At 60.5% G+C, this 19,643-nt stretch carries 19 protein-coding genes and 1 pseudogene; 5 read left to right on the forward strand and 15 right to left on the reverse strand.

Translation table 11 applies throughout. From position 1 onward, the window contains the following. Positions 1–22: 22 nt before the first annotated feature. Complete coding sequence (locus GNZ13_RS25905) at positions 23–1,252, reverse strand: YbfB/YjiJ family MFS transporter (protein WP_172169740.1); 1,230 nt, start codon at positions 1,250–1,252, stop codon at positions 23–25. 388 nt (positions 1,253–1,640) lie between these two features. Between GNZ13_RS25905 and GNZ13_RS25910 the strand changes: the two genes are divergently transcribed. Next, positions 1,641–2,120, forward strand: a complete 480-nt coding sequence (locus GNZ13_RS25910) for a hypothetical protein (protein ID WP_172169743.1) — start codon at positions 1,641–1,643, stop codon at positions 2,118–2,120. Positions 2,121–2,207: 87 nt separating this feature from the next. Here GNZ13_RS25910 and GNZ13_RS52690 read toward each other — a convergent pair whose 3' ends face one another. The 3 genes from GNZ13_RS52690 to GNZ13_RS25920 form a co-directional block, all read right to left on the reverse strand. Continuing rightward, positions 2,208–2,495 carry a 4'-phosphopantetheinyl transferase superfamily protein gene (locus GNZ13_RS52690; RefSeq protein ID WP_236002188.1) on the reverse strand — a complete coding sequence of 96 codons (288 nt, stop codon included), beginning with the start codon at positions 2,493–2,495 and terminating at the stop codon, positions 2,208–2,210. Then, entirely contained in the window at positions 2,492–2,893 is a 402-nt protein-coding gene (locus GNZ13_RS52695) for a 4'-phosphopantetheinyl transferase family protein (protein WP_236002189.1), read from the reverse strand. The genes GNZ13_RS52690 and GNZ13_RS52695 overlap by 4 nt, the downstream gene beginning before the upstream one ends. Positions 2,894–2,970: 77 nt before the next feature. Beyond that, a complete protein-coding gene (locus GNZ13_RS25920) occupies positions 2,971–3,447 on the reverse strand; it encodes a helix-turn-helix domain-containing protein (protein ID WP_172169746.1) in 477 nt (158 codons plus the stop codon). A 73-nt stretch (positions 3,448–3,520) separates the two neighbouring features. Here GNZ13_RS25920 and GNZ13_RS25925 point away from each other — a divergent pair, with 73 nt between their 5' ends. Beyond that, complete coding sequence (locus GNZ13_RS25925) at positions 3,521–4,372, forward strand: class I SAM-dependent methyltransferase (RefSeq protein WP_172169749.1); 852 nt, start codon at positions 3,521–3,523, stop codon at positions 4,370–4,372. Between the two features lie 168 nt (positions 4,373–4,540). Here the strand turns inward: GNZ13_RS25925 and GNZ13_RS25930 are convergent, their stop codons facing one another. The 7 genes from GNZ13_RS25930 to GNZ13_RS25960 form a co-directional block, all read right to left on the reverse strand. Next, positions 4,541–5,032 (reverse strand): hypothetical protein, encoded by a 492-nt coding sequence (locus GNZ13_RS25930; protein WP_172169752.1) that lies wholly within the window; start codon positions 5,030–5,032, stop codon positions 4,541–4,543. Positions 5,033–5,060: 28 nt separating this feature from the next. Beyond that, positions 5,061–6,458, reverse strand: a complete 1,398-nt coding sequence (locus tag GNZ13_RS25935; protein WP_172169755.1) for a hypothetical protein — start codon at positions 6,456–6,458, stop codon at positions 5,061–5,063. Next, positions 6,455–6,715, reverse strand: coding sequence for a PAAR domain-containing protein (locus GNZ13_RS25940; RefSeq protein ID WP_172169758.1), 261 nt, complete (start codon positions 6,713–6,715; stop codon positions 6,455–6,457). The genes GNZ13_RS25935 and GNZ13_RS25940 overlap by 4 nt, the downstream gene beginning before the upstream one ends. A gap of 18 nt (positions 6,716–6,733) precedes the next feature. Further along, on the reverse strand, positions 6,734–7,867 hold the full coding sequence (locus tag GNZ13_RS25945; RefSeq protein ID WP_172169761.1) for a hypothetical protein: 1,134 nt from the start codon (positions 7,865–7,867) through the stop codon (positions 6,734–6,736). A gap of 67 nt (positions 7,868–7,934) precedes the next feature. Beyond that, a complete protein-coding gene (locus tag GNZ13_RS25950) occupies positions 7,935–8,642 on the reverse strand; it encodes a T6SS immunity protein Tli3 family protein (RefSeq protein ID WP_328807290.1) in 708 nt (235 codons plus the stop codon). Further along, positions 8,632–10,572, reverse strand: coding sequence for a T6SS effector phospholipase Tle3 domain-containing protein (locus GNZ13_RS25955; protein ID WP_172169764.1), 1,941 nt, complete (start codon positions 10,570–10,572; stop codon positions 8,632–8,634). The genes GNZ13_RS25950 and GNZ13_RS25955 overlap by 11 nt, the downstream gene beginning before the upstream one ends. A 4-nt stretch (positions 10,573–10,576) precedes the next feature. After that, the gene (locus tag GNZ13_RS25960; protein ID WP_236002190.1) at positions 10,577–13,060 is read right to left on the reverse strand and encodes a type VI secretion system Vgr family protein; all 2,484 of its coding nucleotides are present in this window, start codon (positions 13,058–13,060) and stop codon (positions 10,577–10,579) included. Positions 13,061–13,272: 212 nt separating this feature from the next. On the opposite strand from GNZ13_RS25960, the pseudogene GNZ13_RS52700 reads away from it, so the two are divergent. Beyond that, positions 13,273–13,377: pseudogene (locus GNZ13_RS52700) on the forward strand (SAM-dependent methyltransferase); the annotation flags it as partial. Positions 13,378–13,392: 15 nt separating this feature from the next. On the opposite strand, the gene GNZ13_RS25965 reads toward GNZ13_RS52700, so the two are convergent. From GNZ13_RS25965 to GNZ13_RS25980, 4 genes are all read right to left on the reverse strand, one after another. After that, positions 13,393–14,721, reverse strand: coding sequence for an MFS transporter (locus tag GNZ13_RS25965; RefSeq protein ID WP_172169767.1), 1,329 nt, complete (start codon positions 14,719–14,721; stop codon positions 13,393–13,395). A 220-nt stretch (positions 14,722–14,941) separates the two neighbouring features. Then, on the reverse strand, positions 14,942–15,178 hold the full coding sequence (locus GNZ13_RS25970) for a DUF2783 domain-containing protein (protein ID WP_172169770.1): 237 nt from the start codon (positions 15,176–15,178) through the stop codon (positions 14,942–14,944). A 50-nt stretch (positions 15,179–15,228) separates the two neighbouring features. After that, positions 15,229–16,938, reverse strand: coding sequence for an FAD-dependent oxidoreductase (locus tag GNZ13_RS25975; RefSeq protein WP_172169773.1), 1,710 nt, complete (start codon positions 16,936–16,938; stop codon positions 15,229–15,231). A gap of 70 nt (positions 16,939–17,008) precedes the next feature. Continuing rightward, on the reverse strand, positions 17,009–17,968 hold the full coding sequence (locus tag GNZ13_RS25980) for an MBL fold metallo-hydrolase (protein WP_172169776.1): 960 nt from the start codon (positions 17,966–17,968) through the stop codon (positions 17,009–17,011). A 285-nt stretch (positions 17,969–18,253) separates the two neighbouring features. Here GNZ13_RS25980 and GNZ13_RS25985 point away from each other — a divergent pair, with 285 nt between their 5' ends. Continuing rightward, positions 18,254–19,111, forward strand: a complete 858-nt coding sequence (locus GNZ13_RS25985; RefSeq protein WP_172169779.1) for an IclR family transcriptional regulator — start codon at positions 18,254–18,256, stop codon at positions 19,109–19,111. After that, positions 19,108–19,643 (forward strand): IclR family transcriptional regulator (locus GNZ13_RS25990; protein ID WP_172169782.1); only part of this gene is annotated, 536 nt, incomplete at its 3' end. The genes GNZ13_RS25985 and GNZ13_RS25990, both read left to right, overlap by 4 nt.

The following is a 19,643-nucleotide window of genomic DNA, read 5'->3' on the forward strand; positions in this document are numbered from 1 at the left end:
TCTGGGAATGCCTAAGGACAATTCAAATTAACGGCTTCTGGCAAGCCGCCAGCACCGCGCCGGCCGCCAGCAGCAACGCGGAATAAACCAGCCCGCGAGCGAGACCCGCGCCATCCGAGACCCAGCCGATCACCATCGGCCCGACGATCTGTCCGAACGCAAACACGATCGTGAATGCGCTGATGCCCTTGGCCCAATGACTCACCGGCAAATTGTGGCGCACGAAAGCCGTGGTCGACGCGACAGCCGAGAGAAACGTCGCGCCGAACAGCACGCCGGAGACAAACGCCACCCACGGCTGCGTGAACAACGCGGGCAGCAGCGTCGCCACCGCGAGCAATGCGTTGAGTATCGCGAGCGCGTGGCCGCCACGCATGCGGTCGAGCAGACCGGACCACACGCGCGCCGATACGACGGTCGCCACGCCGAGCAACAGGTAGAAACCCGTCACCACCACCGCGCTCATGCCCGCGTTGCGCAGCAGCGCGACGATGAACGTCATGTAGCCGATATAGCCAACACCGAACAATCCATAGCCTGCCAGCGCGGGACTGAAACGCGGCCAACGCGGCGCGTCGGCGGCACCGGAAGCATGTGCGGTAGAAGACCCAGTTGCGTGTGCGCTTTCGATTTTCCTCGCGGCCCCGATGGCGATTGCGGCGAACACGGCGCACGCAGCCGCCAGCGCGAACCACGCAAACTGCCAGCCATGCGCGACGTTGAAAATCGTCAACGGCACCAGCACCGACGAGGCGACGATGCCCCATCCGGTCCCGCCGTAATACAAGCCGAGCACCAGTCCCGCATCGTGCGGTCTCGCCGACGCAAGCCGCGCCGCCAGCACGCCGCCGCTGATGAAAATCGCCGCGCTGCTCGCGCCGGTGATCACGCGCAACGCGAGTAGCGAATGCGTGTCGGCAAGCAGGCCGCTGACGGCCATCAGGAGCGCAGTGGCCCCGCAGCCGGCGCCGAACAACGCACCGGCCGACCAGCGGCGCGCGAGCCGCGGAAAAGCAAGCGCGCCCAGCAGATAGCCCAACGCATTGGCGGTATTCATCGCGCCGGCTTGAGCGAAGCTCCAGCCGAGGTCGAGTTTCATCGACGGTAACAGCAACGCGTATGCAAAACGGGCGAGGCCCAGTGCGATCGCGCTGCCTAACGACAGGCCGGCGGCCAGCATCAAGGTGGGCATGCGCTGCGCCGCTTCGCGGGACGCGTCGGTCGATGCGGCGTCGAGGGTTTTTGTCGGCATTGGCTAGCGTGGGTAGACAAGGATGCGGCAGGCTCGCTGCGGCATTTCGCCATCATATCTGGGGTCGCCTTGCGCGGCTGACCGTTAGTTGCGGAACAGACGCCCGACACTCGGCTGCAAGGCTTCCAGGCTGCTCACCGCCTGCACCAACCCACCGTGTAACGCTTTGTCCAATTTATTTTCTAAATGCGAATGATTTGCATTTGCGAGTAAATTGGCTCATCATGAAACCCATGCCATCAGCCGCCCGCAAAAACTTGAAGCACGCCCTGACGCAAGCCCTGCGTCATCGCCTATCCGTCGCACGCGACATGCGCTGGCCTGCGACGCGGCCCTCATCCGATCAGGCCGGCGCGACCCATTGGACCGTGTCCACTCAGGAGCATCGATGAACTTCCGCTCTCAATACAGCAGCCGTCCCGAACTGGTCGACGATCACGTCACGGATACCACCGACGCGCCCGATCGCACGGTCCTCAGCGCAGTGCGCACGTGGCTGCGGCCGGCGTGTGAAACGGCGCGCGGCGGCGTGCACTGGCGCGACATCCTGAGCGGCGTGGGCCTGCGGCAAGACGGCATCGAACATTTCGATCTGCTGATGCGTTCGCTGATGCATGTGTCCTATCGCCCGCTCGACATGCGATGCCGCTGCGCCAGCGATCTCGGCAAGGACGAAGCCGTGATTCTGCAAACCATCGCGCTGCTGCAAAAAACGCACAGCGGCGCTGCGTTGCGCATGCTGAACGAATGGCTGCCTGCGCCGGCTGTCAGCGGTGTGTTGAAGCTGATCCGTTGGTTCGCCATCGATCTGCTCGACGCCGGTGTCGAACTCGACGTGCAAGCGCGCCGCGTCACGTATATGCATTGAGGATCCGAGCGTATGCCGTTGGATGGCCGAAGGCTTTGGTGTTTGGCGAATCAAGCAAGTAGATGCCTGAGCCGCCACGCACGCCTTCTATCGCGCGAACGTTTTCGTCGACCACGCCAGGCATGCGGAATAGCCTTCTGGCGCCGCGATCCAGCGCGCAGCAATCTCGCGCATGTCATCCGGAACCTCGTTGCGTAGTGTCACCTCGGCGCTGTCACGCGGCAGCACCGTCAGATGCTGCAAGCCGCGTGTGATGCCCACACCCGTCGTTTTCACGAGCGCTTCTTTGGCGACCCATGCGTCGTAAAACGCACCGATCTGCTGCGTGACATCTAGCCGCTCGATCCACGCCGCCTCGCTGGCATCGAGTGTCAACGATGCGATCGAATGCCAATCGAATTTATCGCTGTGACGCCGACGCGCCGGCACGGCGACATTGCGATCAGTCCATGCCAACCCGCATGGGAGACGTTGAAATCGTACGCATCGGAATCGGCGAGACGGGGGCGGCGATTTGCATCGAGCGTCAAGCGGACGGCGTGTGCCGTAATGCCGAGATATCGCGCGAGTTGCTCGCGCAATGCCACGCGCACCGTCGCAAAACGCAGCGCGTCTTCGTGACGGCGAAAGCTTTGAGCTCTCGCGCGTTCTTCGTCGCTGAGTTGCGCGAATGCGGCGTTGTCCAGTGACGCGTCGAAAGCTAAATCGACTCGCCACAACGAAACGTCGGACGGGCCGTCATGAGGTAACGCAATAGGTTCGATCGAATACATCGCGAAGGTTCGGACGTTAGACGCGCGGTCGCAAGAGAATATGCGCGACTCTACCCGATACGACGTTCGACCCCGTTCTATCTCCTGGTCCGATTGGGTACTCGCGCAGAGGAGTCGTTCAACGATGATTGCGGAGCGCTCTTTTTTCGCGCGCCTCCAATCGCGCCAGATGCGGCGGCTTGCAGGATGCGACGGAAGGTGGGGCACTCCATGTGGCTCGGTGCGGGGCAGGCAGCGGCGTGCCGTAGGCCGTCGCGCATGATGCTCAGTTTGCGGATCGTCGTGTCCAGTTCGTCCGCCTTGGCCACGAGCATCTGCCGGTCGATGCGCGGCGGTCCCTCCGCCGCGAACATCAGCGCGATCTCATCGAGCGAGAAGCCGGCGGCGCGCCCTAGCGCTATCAGTGCCAGGCGATCCAGCACGTCCGCATCGAACAGGCGGCGCAGGCCTCGCCTGCCGGCGGACGCAATCAGCCCCTTTTCCTCGTAGAACCGCAGCGTCGATGCCGGAATGCTGGATCGCTGCGCCACTTCGGCGATGTCTAGCTTGATCACCCCTTGACCTCAAGTCGGCTTGAAGTTGCATAGTGTAGCTTCCGCTCCCGGGGACACACACAGGACAACGACCATGGATACCACGCATCAGACCGCCAACGAGCAGGCGGCGCTCTGGAATGGCAGCGCCGGACGCGCCTGGGTGGCGGCACAGTCGGTGCTCGACGAGATGTTCAAACCCTTCGAAAACCTCATCGTCGACACGATGTGCGCCGGGTCCGGGCAGCGGGTGCTCGACATCGGCTGCGGCACAGGCAGCACGACACTGGCCGCGGCGCGGCGGCTCGGTGCGAAGGGCCATTGCGTCGGCGCCGACATTTCAGCTCCGATGATCGCCGTCGCCCAGACGCGCGCCGAACGGGAGGGCTCGACGGCAAGCTTCATCTGTGCCGACGCGCAGACCTACGCCTTCGCGCCGGCGAGCTTCGACAGGATCATGTCACGCTTCGGCGTCATGTTCTTCGATGATTCCGTCGCGGCCTTCGCGAACCTGCGGCGCGCCGCCAGCGACGGCGCCGAACTATGCTGCATCGTCTGGCGGAGTGCAGCGGACAATCCGTTCATGACCACCGCCGAGCGCGCCGCCGCACCGCTGCTGCCGAATCTGCCCGCCCGCCGGCCGGGCGCGCCTGGACAGTTCGCCTTCGCGGACCGGCGCCACGTGTCGTCCATCCTGGAAGAAAGCGGTTGGGCCGAGATCGACATCCGGCCGCTCGATGTGGACTGCACGCTGGCCGAGAAGGAATTGGCCGGCTACTTCACCCGGCTTGGCCCCGTCGGTCTGGTCCTTCAAAACGCGGACGAGCGGACCCGCGCGCAAGTGATCGAAAGAGTCCGCGCCGCCTTTGATCCCTATGTGCACGGCATCGAAGTTCGCTACACCGCGGCCTGCTGGATGGTTAGCGCCCGGGCGCCGTCTGCGTGAGCCGTACCTCGTGAGGCAGCAAATTCCAGCGCACCCGTCTGGTCGATACGGAAACAGACCTTCAGGGCGTCATCCTCGGCGAGACTGTCGGGCGCCGTGGGGACTCTCCCAAGACACGGGGTATGAAATGCCACTACCCAGACTCGGGGTTAGAGAAGTGCTGGAGCGTTACCATTTCGGTCGCTGGCGGAGCGGCGGCTCCCGACCTTCCAGGCGCGCAATCGCATCGCCAGGATGCGCCCACGGACGCTCGCGCTTTGCGCTGATCCACCACGGCGAACCCTGCTTTCTGTACCACTTCAAGCCATTCGCGCGTGAAATCTGCCAGCCCCGATCCGGGCAGGCGCCGTCCGCAATGTCCTCGAAATACAGTCGCATGGCAACATGGTCACGCCAGATCGGAACGAAAGTCCAGATGCCCCAACAAGGTACGAAAGCCAGCACGACGCCCCCTATCCACACGGTAGCCTTACTGCCAGGCTCGCCGTCGAAAGCCATCCCCATTGCGATCATGATCGCCGGAGACAACATGCTCAGCAGCAGCCAGCGGTAGACACGCCAGAGGGTCCGTGACCAGTAGCGCCATGCTTCTTTCCTGGCTTCCCTGCGCTGGTACCTCTCCCATGAATTGATTGCAGGGTGTGGGCGACGTTCTTTCATGTTTCTCCTGTGCCGGAAGGGTGCGAACTTACCATGGCAACCGGCGGTAAAAGTCATCGGCGACCTGGTTGCGTCTTACCAGGGAAACGAACGCCTGCGCGACCAGTATCACGGGGAAGCTCACAAACAGCGCAACGAAGTAACCTGCGGAAAGCTGCGCGTCGATGAATACAAGCAGAAGCAGGAGGAACACGCCGCCTGCCAGTAGCGTGAAGCAGACATTCAACGGGGTCGGAATTCGCTCTTCGACACCTTGAACCGGTTCGATATTGGTCCCGATGAGATTCGGCACGACTCCTCCCTTGTGCGGGGTCGCGACCAGTTGCGTTCCCTGGCCGTGCTGCACCATCTGCGCCGCAAGCGCCTGGACGAGTAGAGTATTGACCGGACCTGGCACGCCGATGGCGGTATCCAGGTCGTGTACTTCGAGGTTCAGTTCGGTATCCTTCACCGCTGTTTCCGTGGCATGCTTTCCTTGGCCCGGTATATTGCTGAGCCACAGATGCTTGATACGCTCGTTCGGCGTCTGCCGTGCCGCCAGCAAGGTCTTGAGCCTGTCGAAAATCGTATCCATCGCTGCGGGAATGGGCCGGAACACCCACGCCTCCGGTTTGAGCCTGCCCTTGCTGTCGTCGATGACGGTACTCGACGCAAAGAGCAGTGCAACTGCCGCTTCGGAACAGGTAGGCTCCTGTCCAGTCGCGTGAAGGTGATATGCGAGTACCAGACAGAAGCCCGGCATCCCGTTATTGGATAGCCATTCCTCGACCAGTCCCATGTCCAGTGCCTTCGGAACCCTTGCTATCTTCATGGAACCGAAATCGCGCGGTGACAGCCTGCGCAACAGCGCACGAAGATCATTGAGGTCTTCTTCGCGTTCCGACTGCACGACGATATTGAACGTATGGCGTCCCACGTAGGCAGACAGATATGACGCAAACGGCGTCACCAGTTGTTCCAGCACCTGCTGGACACGCGACGCCGAATTGCTTTTCTCTATCGCAAGCGGCAGGATTTTCCCGGCATTCATGGGCACGCTGCCTTCGAGCCCGAGCATGCGCTCTGCCAATTCCTTCTCCGGTGCCAGCGTTACGCGACCAAGGATCGCGACGCATTCCTGCGCCCACCAGCGCCAGTGTGCATACGTCCTGCGGCACAGGTTGTTAAAAAGATCGACGCGTTCGTTCCAGTCTTCGTAACCGAAATAGATCAGGCTACATATCATCCCCCAGAAGATCAGGGGAACCAGTAGTACGCGCACGAAAAACTCCGCATACATAACCGGCTTACCCTGCTTCCAGTTCAGTACCGTCAAGACAAAGCAGACCGCATAGATAACGACAAAAGCAACGACGCTGATCCAGATAGAAGGCGGTTCGCTATGCTCGTATTCCTCGATCTTCGGTTCCTCCCACTTTGTGCTCATGACCGGTTCTTCATCCCTGACTGGCTCGCAATGACGAGGCTGCCGCATCGTGTGCGGCACTGATCGACAACCCACTTACGGCCACCTTCCTTGTAGCCTTCACCGTCCTCGGTGATCGGGTTGTCTCCATGCTCCGGGCAGGTCACGATATCGCCCAAAAGCGCGACGCGCCGCCCTCCGAGCTTGAACGAAGCCGAAGCATTCTTGACTACGCCGCCGTGCGTGGTTTTGTCGCCCTCACGTACCGGATTTTTCATAGTATCTCTCGACCTGGATTAATCGACGCGTGCGATAAAGTTGCGTAACTTGCCGTTGGTATCACCCTCGCCAAGAACGGTATGGCCGTCATCGCTAACTGCATATATAGAGACATGGCTCCAATCTGGCAGTGCGACGCCCGAGCGCCTGAACCACTCGGCGACGGTTTCATCGCCCGCCGAGGTCCAGCGAATGGGCACACGCTTGTCGCCTGACGAAGTTGCGCAAGATACGCCACCGAATATCGCGCCATTTGCATCGGCGACGTTGGCTCGGGCTTTACTGCACCCCTGCGGCACGGGAAGCGCAACCGGTTTAAGGTTGCCATCCCAGACCTGGCTGCTCACCTCAGTCTGGCCGGTCACAATGCTGTTGAGCATCTGCAAAATCACGACTGAGCCATCGCGATTGGTGACGAGTTTCGCACCGGCCTTCTGATCGAATCCGGCCGGTAACGCCGCGGTCTTCATAACGGCGCCATTTACTATGCGCGCCAGGATACTATCTCCTCCCTCACTTCTAATGGTCGCCAGCCATGCAGTTCCATCGCCGGTCACTGTGAATATCTCGGTGCCGTACAACTGCTTGCCGAGCGAGACAGTTTGGTAGCCGCCTGATTCGCTCCACGACCTGATTGTTTCCCCATAGCTATTGGCGAATTGCTGATGCGTGGCGAAGTAGACCGTTTTACCGTCACGCGTGATGCCAAGTACAGCGTCGATCCGCTCGTCGCGGTATCGGCTAAATGGAGGAAGGACCTCGAATCCCTTTCCGGAAGTCCACAGGAACAGATGGTCCGGCATCATATCGTCGCTATCACGCATCTGCCCAGCAACTACGGCGCCATCCGCACTGAGCGCTCCCACACGAACGGGTGCGTCGATGGCCACGTCCGTCAGTTTCACGAACCCTCGATCACGGCTCCACAGTTGCGGCGTCGAAATGTCGGATGTGTCTATTTGCCCAATGACCGCCTCGCCGTTCGCACTGAGGCGCAACGGGAAAAATCCGTTGTCGGGCAGGACAGTTACATTCGATTCCCCCGCATTCGCGAGCGGAAGAATACAAACGCCAGATAGCGCGAAGGTCGCACATAATTTTGCTAAAGCGATCCTCATTGAACTCTGCTTGCTGACTTGTCTATTTTTCATTTTTGTATGGGTAGGTTGGAAGACGGACGCATCCTAGATGGCGCGTGCTGACCTTCAGGAGTGTGAATCACTGCGTAAGCGGCGCATCGGGATTGGTCGGCTTGATCGAGACGTCACAGGTTATGTGGTCCTGGCCGGATGGAGTATGTAGACCGGTCGGAGCTTTAGCATCGAAATCAATATGCATCCCGTCAGGCAACTTCTCCTTTGCGAAGTAGACTAAACCGGGAAGCAAGGGATATCTGGTAGTCGCTGTTCGATCGGTCGTCTCACCGAGTCCTTCACTTACATAGAGGGCATCTTTTGTCGCGGTAACCGTGTACTTCTTGGAATCTTCAAACGGCCTGAAGCTATGCGGCATGTAAACGATTGAATGAAAATTCTCCCCGCCATCGGTTGAGTAAAAGAGAACAACGGTACAGCCACGGTCCCCACAAACTAGGCGCTGTGGAAACGCAAGCGGAAGCACAATATTGTTTCCACTCAGATCGGCATTGATGATCTTCCGCTGGAAGTTCTCGAAATAGCCGATGCCGATCCTCTGGCGGATATTTTTCTTTTTGTCGTTGTAGAACGTCTCACCGTGATTGCAGTCCCGGTAGTGCTCCAGCGTCACAAAGCGATGGTCATCAATGCGGTAGATCACCTGAGGCGGCGAGTCGCAGGGCAGCGACTTCGCGCTCATGAAATCCGAGAGCGTGAACGAATACGGTTGCTGTGCTGCACAGCCGATGACAGTCGCCGACAGGGCAAGTGCAATGAGTTTACGAACCACGATAATTTTCCCCAAATTGAATGCGTTTCGCTTCTGCCTCACTCACTTTTTCCGCGACAGTGGTCCAGTCGATAGTCCCGGGTTTATCTACCTTGCCGAACGTGCCGTAGTCGAAATACGTGTCGTGTCCGCTCGTCCACTCTGCCATCTTGATAAGGTCGAACCAGAATTCCCGGTCATCGAAGGAATCACAGAACCCGACAGGCAGATCGTAAGCCGCTACCCGCTTCATGAATTCCGTATGTGACGGAAGCGCACTGTGATTGGTTGGTTCGGGTTTGTAGTCGCTAATACGGTCAATCATTTCATCATGCGACTCCCGCTCGGTCCTTTTCCCGGTCGGGGTGTACACGTCGTCGCGGGTCACGTACTTTTCCGGCTGGTAGATCGACCTGTAATTCGGAAACGAAGAATCCAAGTAGTGCCCCGTGTTGGGGTTATTGATGTCCTGGACAAACCTGCCATATTCCGGTGCATCTTTACGGGAATTCTCGAATGTGCTCATGTCGTCCGCCGTCAGCGGATTCGGCACTTTCTCAGCATTGACGGTCACCATCTGGTTCGCATTCGGGACTGCCCATAAATACGGCAGGCCGAAATGTGCGCCACCGACCCGACGATTTCCGTTCCAGAAGTCGGTCGGCTTTGCCTCGGCCACAAGCTGGTCCTCCGGGATCGGTGGCAGCGTGCCAAACTTGCGCACGCCAGGCTCGTCGCCAACCGGCGTACTGCGCGCGAGCATGCGCTGCTTGATGGTATCGCCAAGTTCTGCGAGTAGCTTGTCGTTCACACCCTGCCAGCCGATGCTCTGCAAGAGCGCCGCCCCCATCACGCGGTCATGCGGCGTGAAATAGACGTAGAGACGACCATGGTTGTCTCGTTCCGGCACACCATAATTCAGCTTCAGGTCGGGACGCCAGAAGTTCATACCCTGTGATGCACCGACATGCAACTGCTGCATCATCTCTTCGGTGTAGACCTGCTTGTCCTGCTTGATACGATTCGCGACAGCACGGAACGTATTGACGCGAGCTTCGCCAGTGGGGCGCTCACCGCCGCAAGTCAGCGCATCGGTGGGCTTGTCCTCAAGTGCATACGGAGAATTCATCACGAACAGAGCATCAGGTGCGCGCTCCTTGCAGAGGAGGGTTGCGGCCATCGCAATCATCGTTCCCTGGCTGTGCGACATCAGCGTAATGGTGTCACGTGCGTATTCCTTACGGATTTTATCGACCAGTTTCGCGAGACGTTGCGCCGCATGGGAGTAATAGACGCGTGGCGGCGCACTCTGCAGCTGCCGATCGACTTCCGTATTTAGGTGCTGCATGTCGAAGCCGTACACTGTGCGCGAGAAACCCTTTTCGCTCCATAGCTGCTGAAGGTTGTTGGTGCCGTTCTGGAACGCACCGCCGCCCCAATACCACGGACCACCATCCATGGGACACTCCGGCGCCCAATAATCGTCACCTTCAAGGTTGCGCAATGGTACCTTCCACCGTTTCAGGTCATCGTAGTCGCCGCGATAGCCCCAATAGAAACGGATGACGGGAGAATTGCTAAATGTCTCTATCCGGCGCGGCCCTACGCGGTCGCCCCCTTCCGCCTTATCCGTGTATGAGTTTCGTACCAACATGGTTTCATCAGTTCGCCCAAGCCTGATATTTAGCCCTTCACACAAGGCCCCTTCTGCGAAGTCGTACCACTCGCCCTCGGAGTTGACGCCATGCACGAAGATGATGACACCGGGCATGTGCGGCGGAACGCGCGCTTCGGCCCGCACCTGAAAACCCGCTGGCGACATGTAGGACTCCCAGAACGGGCGTCCAAGGTGATCGCGCTGCATCGGCACCACGTTGGTCATAACATCGTGCTGATAGGGTTGCGGCTGTGCGTCGGACTGCGCGTCCGGCTGGTTGTTCTGCTCACCCATTGAATCAGGTCCTCTTGATTTTCGAAAGCAACAACTTGATACCCCGCGCGATATCGTTCTGCGTCAGCGACGTTTCGCCCTTATCGTTCGTGACGCCTTCCACGATGCGGCCGTCTGCCGTCTGAACCTTGTACGGACGATTTGCGAGCGGGCGTCCGGTGACATGGTCACTGAGAATGAACCGTTCATCGCTGGGAGCGTCGGTCTGGTTGAACTTCGGCAGCGGTAGCGACACGGCGCCAGCCCCCGCCTTGTCGATATCGGGGACCTTGATGATGAGGTCTCCCGCGCCGCCGATTTCGACGTTATCGCCCTGAATCTTGATATACGCCGTACCGCCACCGCTCAGGACAATCCCGTTCGCAGCGTTGGCGGTCAGTGTTCCCGCCACGCTGGAAAGCTGCATGTTCAGTTGTGAGACAAGCTCCATCGCATCCGCCTGGGCCTGAATCTGGACCTTTCCACGCATCGCAAGCAGGCGGATTCCCGCGCGCTGCGCGAACACGGAAACGGCCTCGACCGCCGCAAGAGCAATGTTCTTCAGCGCACTTACGTTAAACCCGGATGAGGTCGCAAAACTTGTGTCCTTGCCCGACGACACCATGAAGCGACTGGGCGTCGCCATGCCGATGCCGCGCGGGGCTGACAGTGCAATAACAGCCTCTTTCAGGCCCACCAGTTCATTCTTCAACCACTCGTTCTCAGCTTTCAGGTCAGCAATTTCGGCCTTAGCCATCGCGCCTGCGTTGGCAAGCCCTTGCGCCTGCGCCTGGGTCACGTTGAACTGGCTCGACATCGCGTCCATGTCGGTCAACGGGCCGCGCGCCTTCTCCTGCATGTAGGTTGACACCAGCATGCCGCCACCAGCACGCAGATGGCCCTTCATGTCCGTACGCAGTTCGTAACCCGCGCCCCGTTCCTCGTTCTCGCGATCTACGGCGTGACCCAGGCTGAGCTGCGTCTTGCCGTGCTCGGTTGCGAGCTTGATGTGCTCGCGGCCTGCGCGGTCCTCGAACTGGAGCGTGTTGTTCATGCGCGTGCGCAACGTATTGCGCGTGGCCCACGGATAGGCTGAATTGACTGGATCGGTATCCTGCGCGGTGTGCAGTACCTGACTGATGAAGGGAAGGTCCGGGCAGCCCCACAGGAAGCCCACGGTCACGATCGTCCCTTCGACCAGACCGAAATGGAAACCGGTTTGTCCTGCGCCCGCGAACGGCTTCGCCAGTCGCATCGGGCAGCTTTCCAGTCCGGGGGTGCGCTTATCCTGATCCGCGTGGATGTGCACGATATATGAGCCCTGCGCGTCCAGATACGGGTCCTTGTACCCGCCCGGCGAGGCAATGGTGCCGGTGATGACGCCCTCGATCCTGGGCCACGTATGTTCCAGCAAAGACAGCCGGTACAGCCGGTCGGACGGAATCGCGGTGAACTCGACGCGGTAAGGCTGCTTGCGCGATGCACTGCATTTCACCCGTACAGTGACCAGCCCGTACTCAGCGTCGGGCAGTTTCCGGTTCGAGAACTTGAGGACGCAGCTGGGCGCGAGGTCCAGCATGTTGCAGGTGCCGCGATACACCACCTGTGCAGCCACGGCCGCCTCGCGCCGCAGCAGTGCTTCCGCCCCCGCCTCATCCTGGCTCAGGTCCGGTGTGCCCCATGTATAAGCCTCGCCATAGGTGGTGCGATCCCCAGTGATCGGGCAGACGGCTTCGATCGGTTCGGATACCGGACGCTCGGTGCTGAACGTGCGCACCTTATAGCTCGTCGGCAAGGTCGTCGCGTCCATTTCAAGAGAATCGACCGATTCCGTCCCTGAGCTTTCGAGGCCGCTGAACTGGCGATAAGGCACGGTCAGGTTCGGGTTACGGCGGTAGTGCGTGAAGTCGTCACCAAACCGCACGTTTTCGCAGCGCTCGCCCTCTTCGCAGACAAACCAGATACCGGAGCGGCGGCATAGCCGCGTGATGAAGGTCAGGTCGTCTTCGCCCCATTGCATCACGAAACTACGCTTGCGATAGGTGCGGTACAGGTTGAACTCGAAGCTGCCGTGGATCCTGTCGAAGCCGTGTTCGCGCAGTATCTGCTCAATGATTTCCGGGAAACTCTTCTCAAGGAAGAACCGGCACTTCGGCGTGTTGCGCAGGAGCGCCAGGCGCGAATCCAGCACAACCTCATAGGTGGTTTCGTCCCGGCTGCTGCCCCGCTGGCTGAAGCCTGTGATGACTCCCTGCACACGCCGTTCGGGTTCCGGCTTGAGCGTCATGAGCGGGTTGAATGGCGGCTGGATCACGAACGCCGCAGGCTTGTTCAGGTAGTCGGTGCGCGACAGGTCCGGCTGCGGATGCGTGAACCGGATCTGATACCGGGTAGGCTCCCCGATGGCCCGCTCACCCTCAAAGGAAAAGATATCGGCCAGCTCGGCGCTACTGGCCTGTGGCATGTCGAGACGGTAGTGCCGGTGCCTGGAACCAGTTTTTTGACTCAAGCCCCCTCCTGTTAGAGATTCACGGGATACCCCGGCAAAAACTCTAGTGGACTTTGGGACCGAATCAAATAGGACAGTCTCAGAATGATGTCATTTTTTGTCAACGCAATTCATTTAGTATTGCAAACTGTTAAAGAGATAACTAAATCGCATACTATTGCAGCGTCGTCGTGGACGTCCCCAAAGAACATGCTTCTATCTTCCCTTCATCCTCCTGGCGGAGTGCAGCGGGCAATCCGTTCATGACCACTGCCGAGCGCGCCGCCGCTCCGCTGCTGCCGAATCTGCATGCCCGCCGGCCGGGCGCGCCTGGTCAGCGGCCTGTACAAGTCTTAGATGCGCTGCGCTTCCTTCGGCACGCCAAGCAGCAAGGCCACACCGCTGACGAACAGCAACGCTGTCAGCACAAACAACGCATTGTCCATGCTGCCGGTGTGCGTCTTGATCAGACCGATCACCCACGGGCTGACAATCCCGCTCGTAATGCCGATGCTGCTGATCAGCGCAATCCCGGCCGCCGCCGCCGCGCCGGACAGATAACCCGATGGCACAGTCCAGAAAATCGGCAACGCGGCAAAAATCAGCACGGCAGCCACCGAGAGGATCGCGAGCATCGCCGGGAAGCTGCTCAGATGCAGCGTTAGCAAAGAAAGCGCAATGCCGCCGCCGATCGTGCAAACCGCAAAGTGCCGGCGTCGTTCGCCACGGCGATCCGAGTTGCGCGCAATCAGAATCAGGCCCACTGCGCCGACCGCATTCGGAATCACGGTGTACAGGCTGATCGCCAGCACATCGTGAACGCCGAAGTCGCGAATCATCAGCGGCATCCAGAAGTTCAGCGTCAACGACGCGCAGGTGAGCGAGAAATAGATGAACGCGAACAGATAGACCCGTGGGTTACGCAGCGCTTGCATGACGGAACGCGACGAATGCGCGTCCGACGAAACGGGGCGATCTTCATCGCGCTGCGCAATCAGTTTCGCCTTCTCTGCGGCGTTGAGCCACGTTGCGTGTTGCGGACCGTCAACCAGATAAAACGCCGCGAGCAGGCCGAGCACGATGGCCGGTGCACCTTCGATCACGAACATCCACTGCCAGCCGAACAGCCCCATCACGCCGCCCATATCGCGCATGATCCAGCCGGACACCAGACCGCCGAGCACGCCCGCCACCGCGACGCCCGCGAAGAAAATCGACAACACAGCTGCGCGCCGCCGCGCCGGGTACCAGTAGGTCAGATACAGCACGATGCCGGGGAAGAACCCCGCTTCGAACACGCCGAGCATGAAACGCAGCACGTAGAAGTGCGTGGGCTTCGACACCAGCATCATGCCAACCGATGCAATGCCCCACAGCAGCATGATCCGCGTGAAGGTGCGGCGCGCGCCGAAGCGCGCCAGCAGCATATTGCTCGGCACTTCGCACAGCACGTAGCCGATATAAAAGACCGCCGCACCGAGACCGTACATCGCGTCGCTGAAACCCAGGTCGTGCTTCATCTGCAACTGCGCGAAGCCGATATTGATGCGGTCGAGAAACGACACCACGTAACACAGGAACAGAAACGGAATAATCCGCTTCGAGACCTTGCGATATAACAGGTCGTCGTGCACAGCAGCGGATGCGCCCGGCGCGAGCGTGGGGGCGAGGGATTGGCTCATCAGTGTCTCCAAACGTGAGGGTCCAACGGACCCGCTGGGTCCGGCGTCTTGATGCGCCGCGTTTCGGTTTTCTACTGAGACGGCATGCGGCGGTATAGGTGCGCCGCGCGCCGTGGTGGATTGCGCGTGGCTCGAACGGCCACGCGCGTACAGCGATTCATCGTTACTGCTCGTACTGCTCGTGCTATTCGTGCGGTTTGGACCCGCTTGTCCTGTTTGGTCAGGCGGCCAGCGGATGCGTCTGTGCGCCTTGCACCGAAGCATCGGTCACGCCTTCACGTGCGTGCCGCATCGCCTCGAGCAGCGTCTCGTGATCGCCGATATGGTTGGCGAGCAACAGGATCAGTTGCGCATTGGCCGACTGACTCTGCGCATCGTCCAGATCGCGATGCATGTCGATCAGCGCCTCGTAGAAATCGTCGGGGCGGGCGAGATTGGGTTGCGTGTTCAATGCCATAACTGTCTCCTGCTATTTTCTTTTGCCGATGTGCTGCGTGTGCCCTGCCCTCAGGCCGTGCCTTCCACGCACAACGCGCGCTTCAATGCACCATCCACAAAGCTCACGTCGAGTTGCCGCCGGCGCGCGCAGACATGCTGGTCCGGGCGGAGCAAATAGAACGTGCCGGGTTTGCCGTCGTAACGAGCGGCTGCAAGACCGTCGACGTCGTGCACCACCTTTACACCCGAGGTCGCCGCGACCTGCGCATCGCCACTCATCACCACGACGAGCTTCAGCGGAATCGGCCCGCTCCGCAATGCATCCAGCGCAGCTTGCGTCGCCTGATCGATACCTTGCGAGCTGCAGAACAACACGCCCGTGAACTGCTGACCGAGTTGCTGTAACAGCCACGCCGGTTGCCCCGCTGCATGAACTGGCGCATCGAGGCATGATGCCCCCGGCACCATCAGACCTTCGAAGCTATCGCTGTCCGATGTATTCAGCGGGGAATCGCGCAACACCGCCGGCACGGACAAGCGGCCGCTATTCGTCAACTGCCGCGCAAACGGGTGATGCCGCGCGAGCTTCAGCACAGCATCGCGGAACACGCGGCTAACCGGGCTCTTCGGCGTAATGAAATCGGTCGAGCGCGTGGAGTTGCGAATGTTTTCGTCGGCGGCGAATTCGCGCTCGCTTGCATACGTGTCGAGCAAGGTGTCGGACGCTTTGCCTTCGAGCACCATCGCCAGTTTCCATGCGAGGTTTTCCGCGTCCTGCACGCCGCTATTCGCACCGCGCGCGCCGAACGGCGACACGCCATGCGCGGAATCGCCCGCGAACAACACGTTGCCATGCCGGAAGCGTTCCATGCGCAAACACGAAAACGTATAGACGCTGACCCATTCCAGCTCAAACTCCGCATCCGGTCCGAGCAACGCACGCACGCGCGGGATCACACGTTCCGGCGTTTTTTCCAGCACCGGATCGGCGTCCCAGCCCAACTGGAAATCGATCCGCCACACGTTATCCGGCTGACGATGCAACAGCACCGATTGATTCGGATGGAACGGCGGATCGAACCAGAACCAACGCTCGGTCGGAAACTCCGCTTCCATTTTCACGTCGGCAATCAGGAAGCGGTCTTTGAACGTGACGCCTTTGCTGTCGAGTCCCATCAGATTGCGCATCGGACTGCGCGAGCCGTCGGCGGCCACCACAAAGCGGCCGCATAACGGGTACTGACCGTTGGGCGTGTCGACGGTCAGCGTCACGCTGGCGTCTTGCGTACCAGGCGTGCCGTTCTGCTGCACGCCGACCACTTTGCTCTTCCAGCGGATCTCGAGATTCGGCATCTCCTGCGCGCGTTCGAGCAGAAAGCCTTCGACGTAGTACTGCTGCAGGTTGATGAACGCGGGCCGATGGTGGCCCGCTTCCGGCTGCAGATTAAACGTGTACACCAGTTCATCTTTCAGGAACACCTTGCCGACATTCCAGCTGATGCCCTTGTCCACCATGCGCTGCCCGCAGCCGAGCCGGTCGAAGATATCGAGCGAGCGCTTCGAGAAGCAGATCGCCCGCGAACCTGTGGATAACGAACAATCGTCGTCGACCAGGACGACCGGCACGCCCTGCTGCGCGATATCGATCGCGGTAGCAAGGCCCACCGGCCCCGCGCCGACCACGATCACGGGATAGGGTGCCTGATCCGCTCCGCTTTGCCCGCTCTGTTCGCGGCACGGCTGATACTCGAACGACAGCGTCTGGTAGTTGATGCTCATCTTGTGTCTCCGTCCTTCTCTGCTCTGCTTGACGCTTTCCGGCGTTTCTATGCGGTTATCCGGCTTGCAATCAGGCTTGCAGCGCGTCCCACATTTCCTTGTCGCGCCGCGCGGTCCAGATGCGCGGATGCGTGATGCCGCTCGCTTCGTCGAAGGCACGCGAAACGTCGAACGGCAGGCAGTGCTCATAGATGAAGACGTGGCCGAACTTCGGGTCCATCGCCTTGCGCGTGTGCGCCATCGCGGCCTTCAGATCGAGCTTCTGTTCGACGGCTTCGCGGCCTTGCTGCAGCAACGTGGTGACGAAGTCTTTCGTGTAATCGAGGCCCTTGTTGACGTCTTCCGGCGTGGTCAATGCAGGACCGCGGCCCGGCACCAGCTTCTCAGCCTTCAGCGCACGCAGTGCTTCGAGCGTGGCCGGCCATTGTTCGAGTTGAGCATCGCCGCAATAGCAGGCAGCGTCGTATTCGACCAGGTCGCCGGAGAACAACACCTTCTGCGACGGCAGCCACACCACCGTATCGCCCTTCGTGTGACCGGCGCCCAGATGCGCGATACGCACTTCGAGCTTGCCGAGGAACAGCGTCATTTCTTTTTCGAACACGAGCGTCGGCCACGTCAGGCCCGGCACCGTTTCGACACCGGCGAACAAGCGCGGGAAGCGTTCGATTTCCGACTTCATGTCCGCTTCGCCGCGTTCGACGATCATCTCGTACGTGCCACGGCTCGCGATCACCTGCTGCGCGCCTTCTGCGAAATACGCAGACGCGCCAAGCACGCGCACTGCGTGGTAGTGCGACAGCACGACGTATTTGATCGGTTTGTCGGTGACGCTGCGAATCTTCGCGATGAGGTCTTGCGCCATGGCCGGCGTGGCGGTGGTGTCGACGATCAGCACGCCGTCGTCGCCGATGATCACGCCCGAGTTCGGATCGCCTTCAGCGGTGTACGCGTAGGCGTTCTCGGACAGCTTGGTCCACGTGACTTTCTTGACTTCCAGGTCGGCCTGGGATGCGAATGCCTTTGCCATGCTTGTCTCCCTCAAAAGTTGGACGTGAGGCGAGACGGCCGGCTGCGCGCTCAGATTTCAGATGCGCGGGCTGACGGTATTGGAGCTTGTCTCGCCCCGTTTTGACTCTGTGACTGCACCGGTATGTCGGGGTGAATGCATCTTATGGTCGGGCCAGTTTATTTGTCAATAGCGAAATGTATCGCTATACGCAAATCTTAAAGCGCCTAAGATGAGGACAGGAAGGCGCGGGCTTTCGCGCAGGGCTTCGGCTAACATGGACCCTTTTTACGGACGAGCGCGGGTGTGAGCAAAGCAGCGAAACCGGCCACCGGCAAAGGCGCGGGCGGCAACGAGACGGCGGATGGCGGCAAGACGCAGCGCGGGATTCAGAGCGTCGAAGTGGGCGGCCGCGTGTTGCTGGCGCTTGCGCAGGCGCGCAGTCCGCTCGCTTTGTCCGATCTCGCCACTGCCGCGCAGATCGCGCCGGGGCAGGCGCATGCTTATCTGGTGAGCTTGAGCCGCTTAGGTCTGATCAAACGTGACGAGCTGTCGGGCCGTTATGAACCCGGGCCGCTGTCGTTGCGGCTTGGATTGATGCATCTGGAGAACCAGCCGGCGTTTCGCGCCGCCGTGCCGCGCGTGGCGGCATTGGCCGAGGCGATCGGGTTCAGCGTCGCGATCTGTATTGCCGGGCCGCAAGGGCCGACCATCGTTCGCTATGAACATGCGGGCTTTCCGCTGCACGTGAATCTGCATGTGGGCACGGTGATGTCGCTGCCGGCTACGTCGACGGGGCGCGTATTTTGCGCTTATCTGCCACACGAGGCGCTGGAGGGGATGTGGGCGAATCAGTCGGGCTCGATGAATAGCGCGATGACGCCCCCTGACGAAAGCGCCGCGTTCGAGGCCACTTTGGATGCAATCCGCGCACGCAGGTTGGAATGCAGCGTCGATGCGCCGAGTCCAGGCATCAGCAGTTTGAGCGCGCCGGTGCTCGATGCCGACGGCCGCTTGTGTCTCGCGCTGACGGTGATCGGCTCGACCGGCGCGATCGATGTCGCCGCCGATGGCCCGACGGCTCGCGCGCTGCTTGCCGCTGCTCATGACATCAGCGCTGAACTTGCGGCAGCCCCTTCCTTGTTAGCTTCTTCCGCATCGTGACCGACTCTCTCGACACTTCTTATGCTGGCTTCGGCGTTTCTGCCGCTTCTGCCACTTCTTCCGATGCGAAACCGCAGCGCGGCATCCAGTCGCTCGATAACACGGGTGAGCTGCTTGGCGCATTGGTTTCGGCTGCACGGCCATTGAGTTTGCGCGACCTTGCGGCGGCTGCGGGCATGCCGCCGGCCAAAGCATTTCCGCATCTGGTGAGTCTGCTTAAGATCGGTTTGCTGAACCGCGACGCTGCTGGCTGCTTCGAAGCCGGGCCTTTAGCGCTGGAGCTTGGGTTAATCGGCCTGCAGCGTTTGTCGCCGACGCGGGAAGCTGAGCCGGAAGTGGTCGAACTGGCAGCGTCGACGGGAATGAGTGTCGCGATGGCGGTACTCGGGCCGCTCGGGCCGACCGTCGTGCGCCTGGAAGAGTCGGCGCGACCGCTGCATGTGAGCTTGCGGGTCGGCACGGTGATGTCGCTGGTGAATACGGCGATCGGGCGGGTGTTTGCCGCGTATGTCGCGGACGATGTGCGTAATGG

This window comes from Paraburkholderia elongata, assembly GCF_013177735.1.
Lineage (GTDB): Bacteria > Pseudomonadota > Gammaproteobacteria > Burkholderiales > Burkholderiaceae > Paraburkholderia > Paraburkholderia elongata.

Coding starts and splice junctions, on each gene's coding strand:
- GNZ13_RS25930 (WP_172169752.1), bottom strand. CDS start 5,032: ATGAAAGAACGTCGCCCACACCCTGCAATCAATTCATGGGAGAGGTAC.
- GNZ13_RS52695 (WP_236002189.1), bottom strand. CDS start 2,893: ATGTATTCGATCGAACCTATTGCGTTACCTCATGACGGCCCGTCCGAC.
- GNZ13_RS25955 (WP_172169764.1), bottom strand. CDS start 10,572: ATGGGTGAGCAGAACAACCAGCCGGACGCGCAGTCCGACGCACAGCCG.
- GNZ13_RS25980 (WP_172169776.1), bottom strand. CDS start 17,968: ATGGCAAAGGCATTCGCATCCCAGGCCGACCTGGAAGTCAAGAAAGTC.
- GNZ13_RS25935 (WP_172169755.1), bottom strand. CDS start 6,458: ATGAGCACAAAGTGGGAGGAACCGAAGATCGAGGAATACGAGCATAGC.
- GNZ13_RS25910 (WP_172169743.1), top strand. CDS start 1,641: ATGAACTTCCGCTCTCAATACAGCAGCCGTCCCGAACTGGTCGACGAT.
- GNZ13_RS25905 (WP_172169740.1), bottom strand. CDS start 1,252: ATGCCGACAAAAACCCTCGACGCCGCATCGACCGACGCGTCCCGCGAA.
- GNZ13_RS25970 (WP_172169770.1), bottom strand. CDS start 15,178: ATGGCATTGAACACGCAACCCAATCTCGCCCGCCCCGACGATTTCTAC.
- GNZ13_RS25940 (WP_172169758.1), bottom strand. CDS start 6,715: ATGAAAAATCCGGTACGTGAGGGCGACAAAACCACGCACGGCGGCGTA.
- GNZ13_RS25925 (WP_172169749.1), top strand. CDS start 3,521: ATGGATACCACGCATCAGACCGCCAACGAGCAGGCGGCGCTCTGGAAT.
- GNZ13_RS25975 (WP_172169773.1), bottom strand. CDS start 16,938: ATGAGCATCAACTACCAGACGCTGTCGTTCGAGTATCAGCCGTGCCGC.
- GNZ13_RS25965 (WP_172169767.1), bottom strand. CDS start 14,721: ATGAGCCAATCCCTCGCCCCCACGCTCGCGCCGGGCGCATCCGCTGCT.
- GNZ13_RS25945 (WP_172169761.1), bottom strand. CDS start 7,867: ATGAAAAATAGACAAGTCAGCAAGCAGAGTTCAATGAGGATCGCTTTA.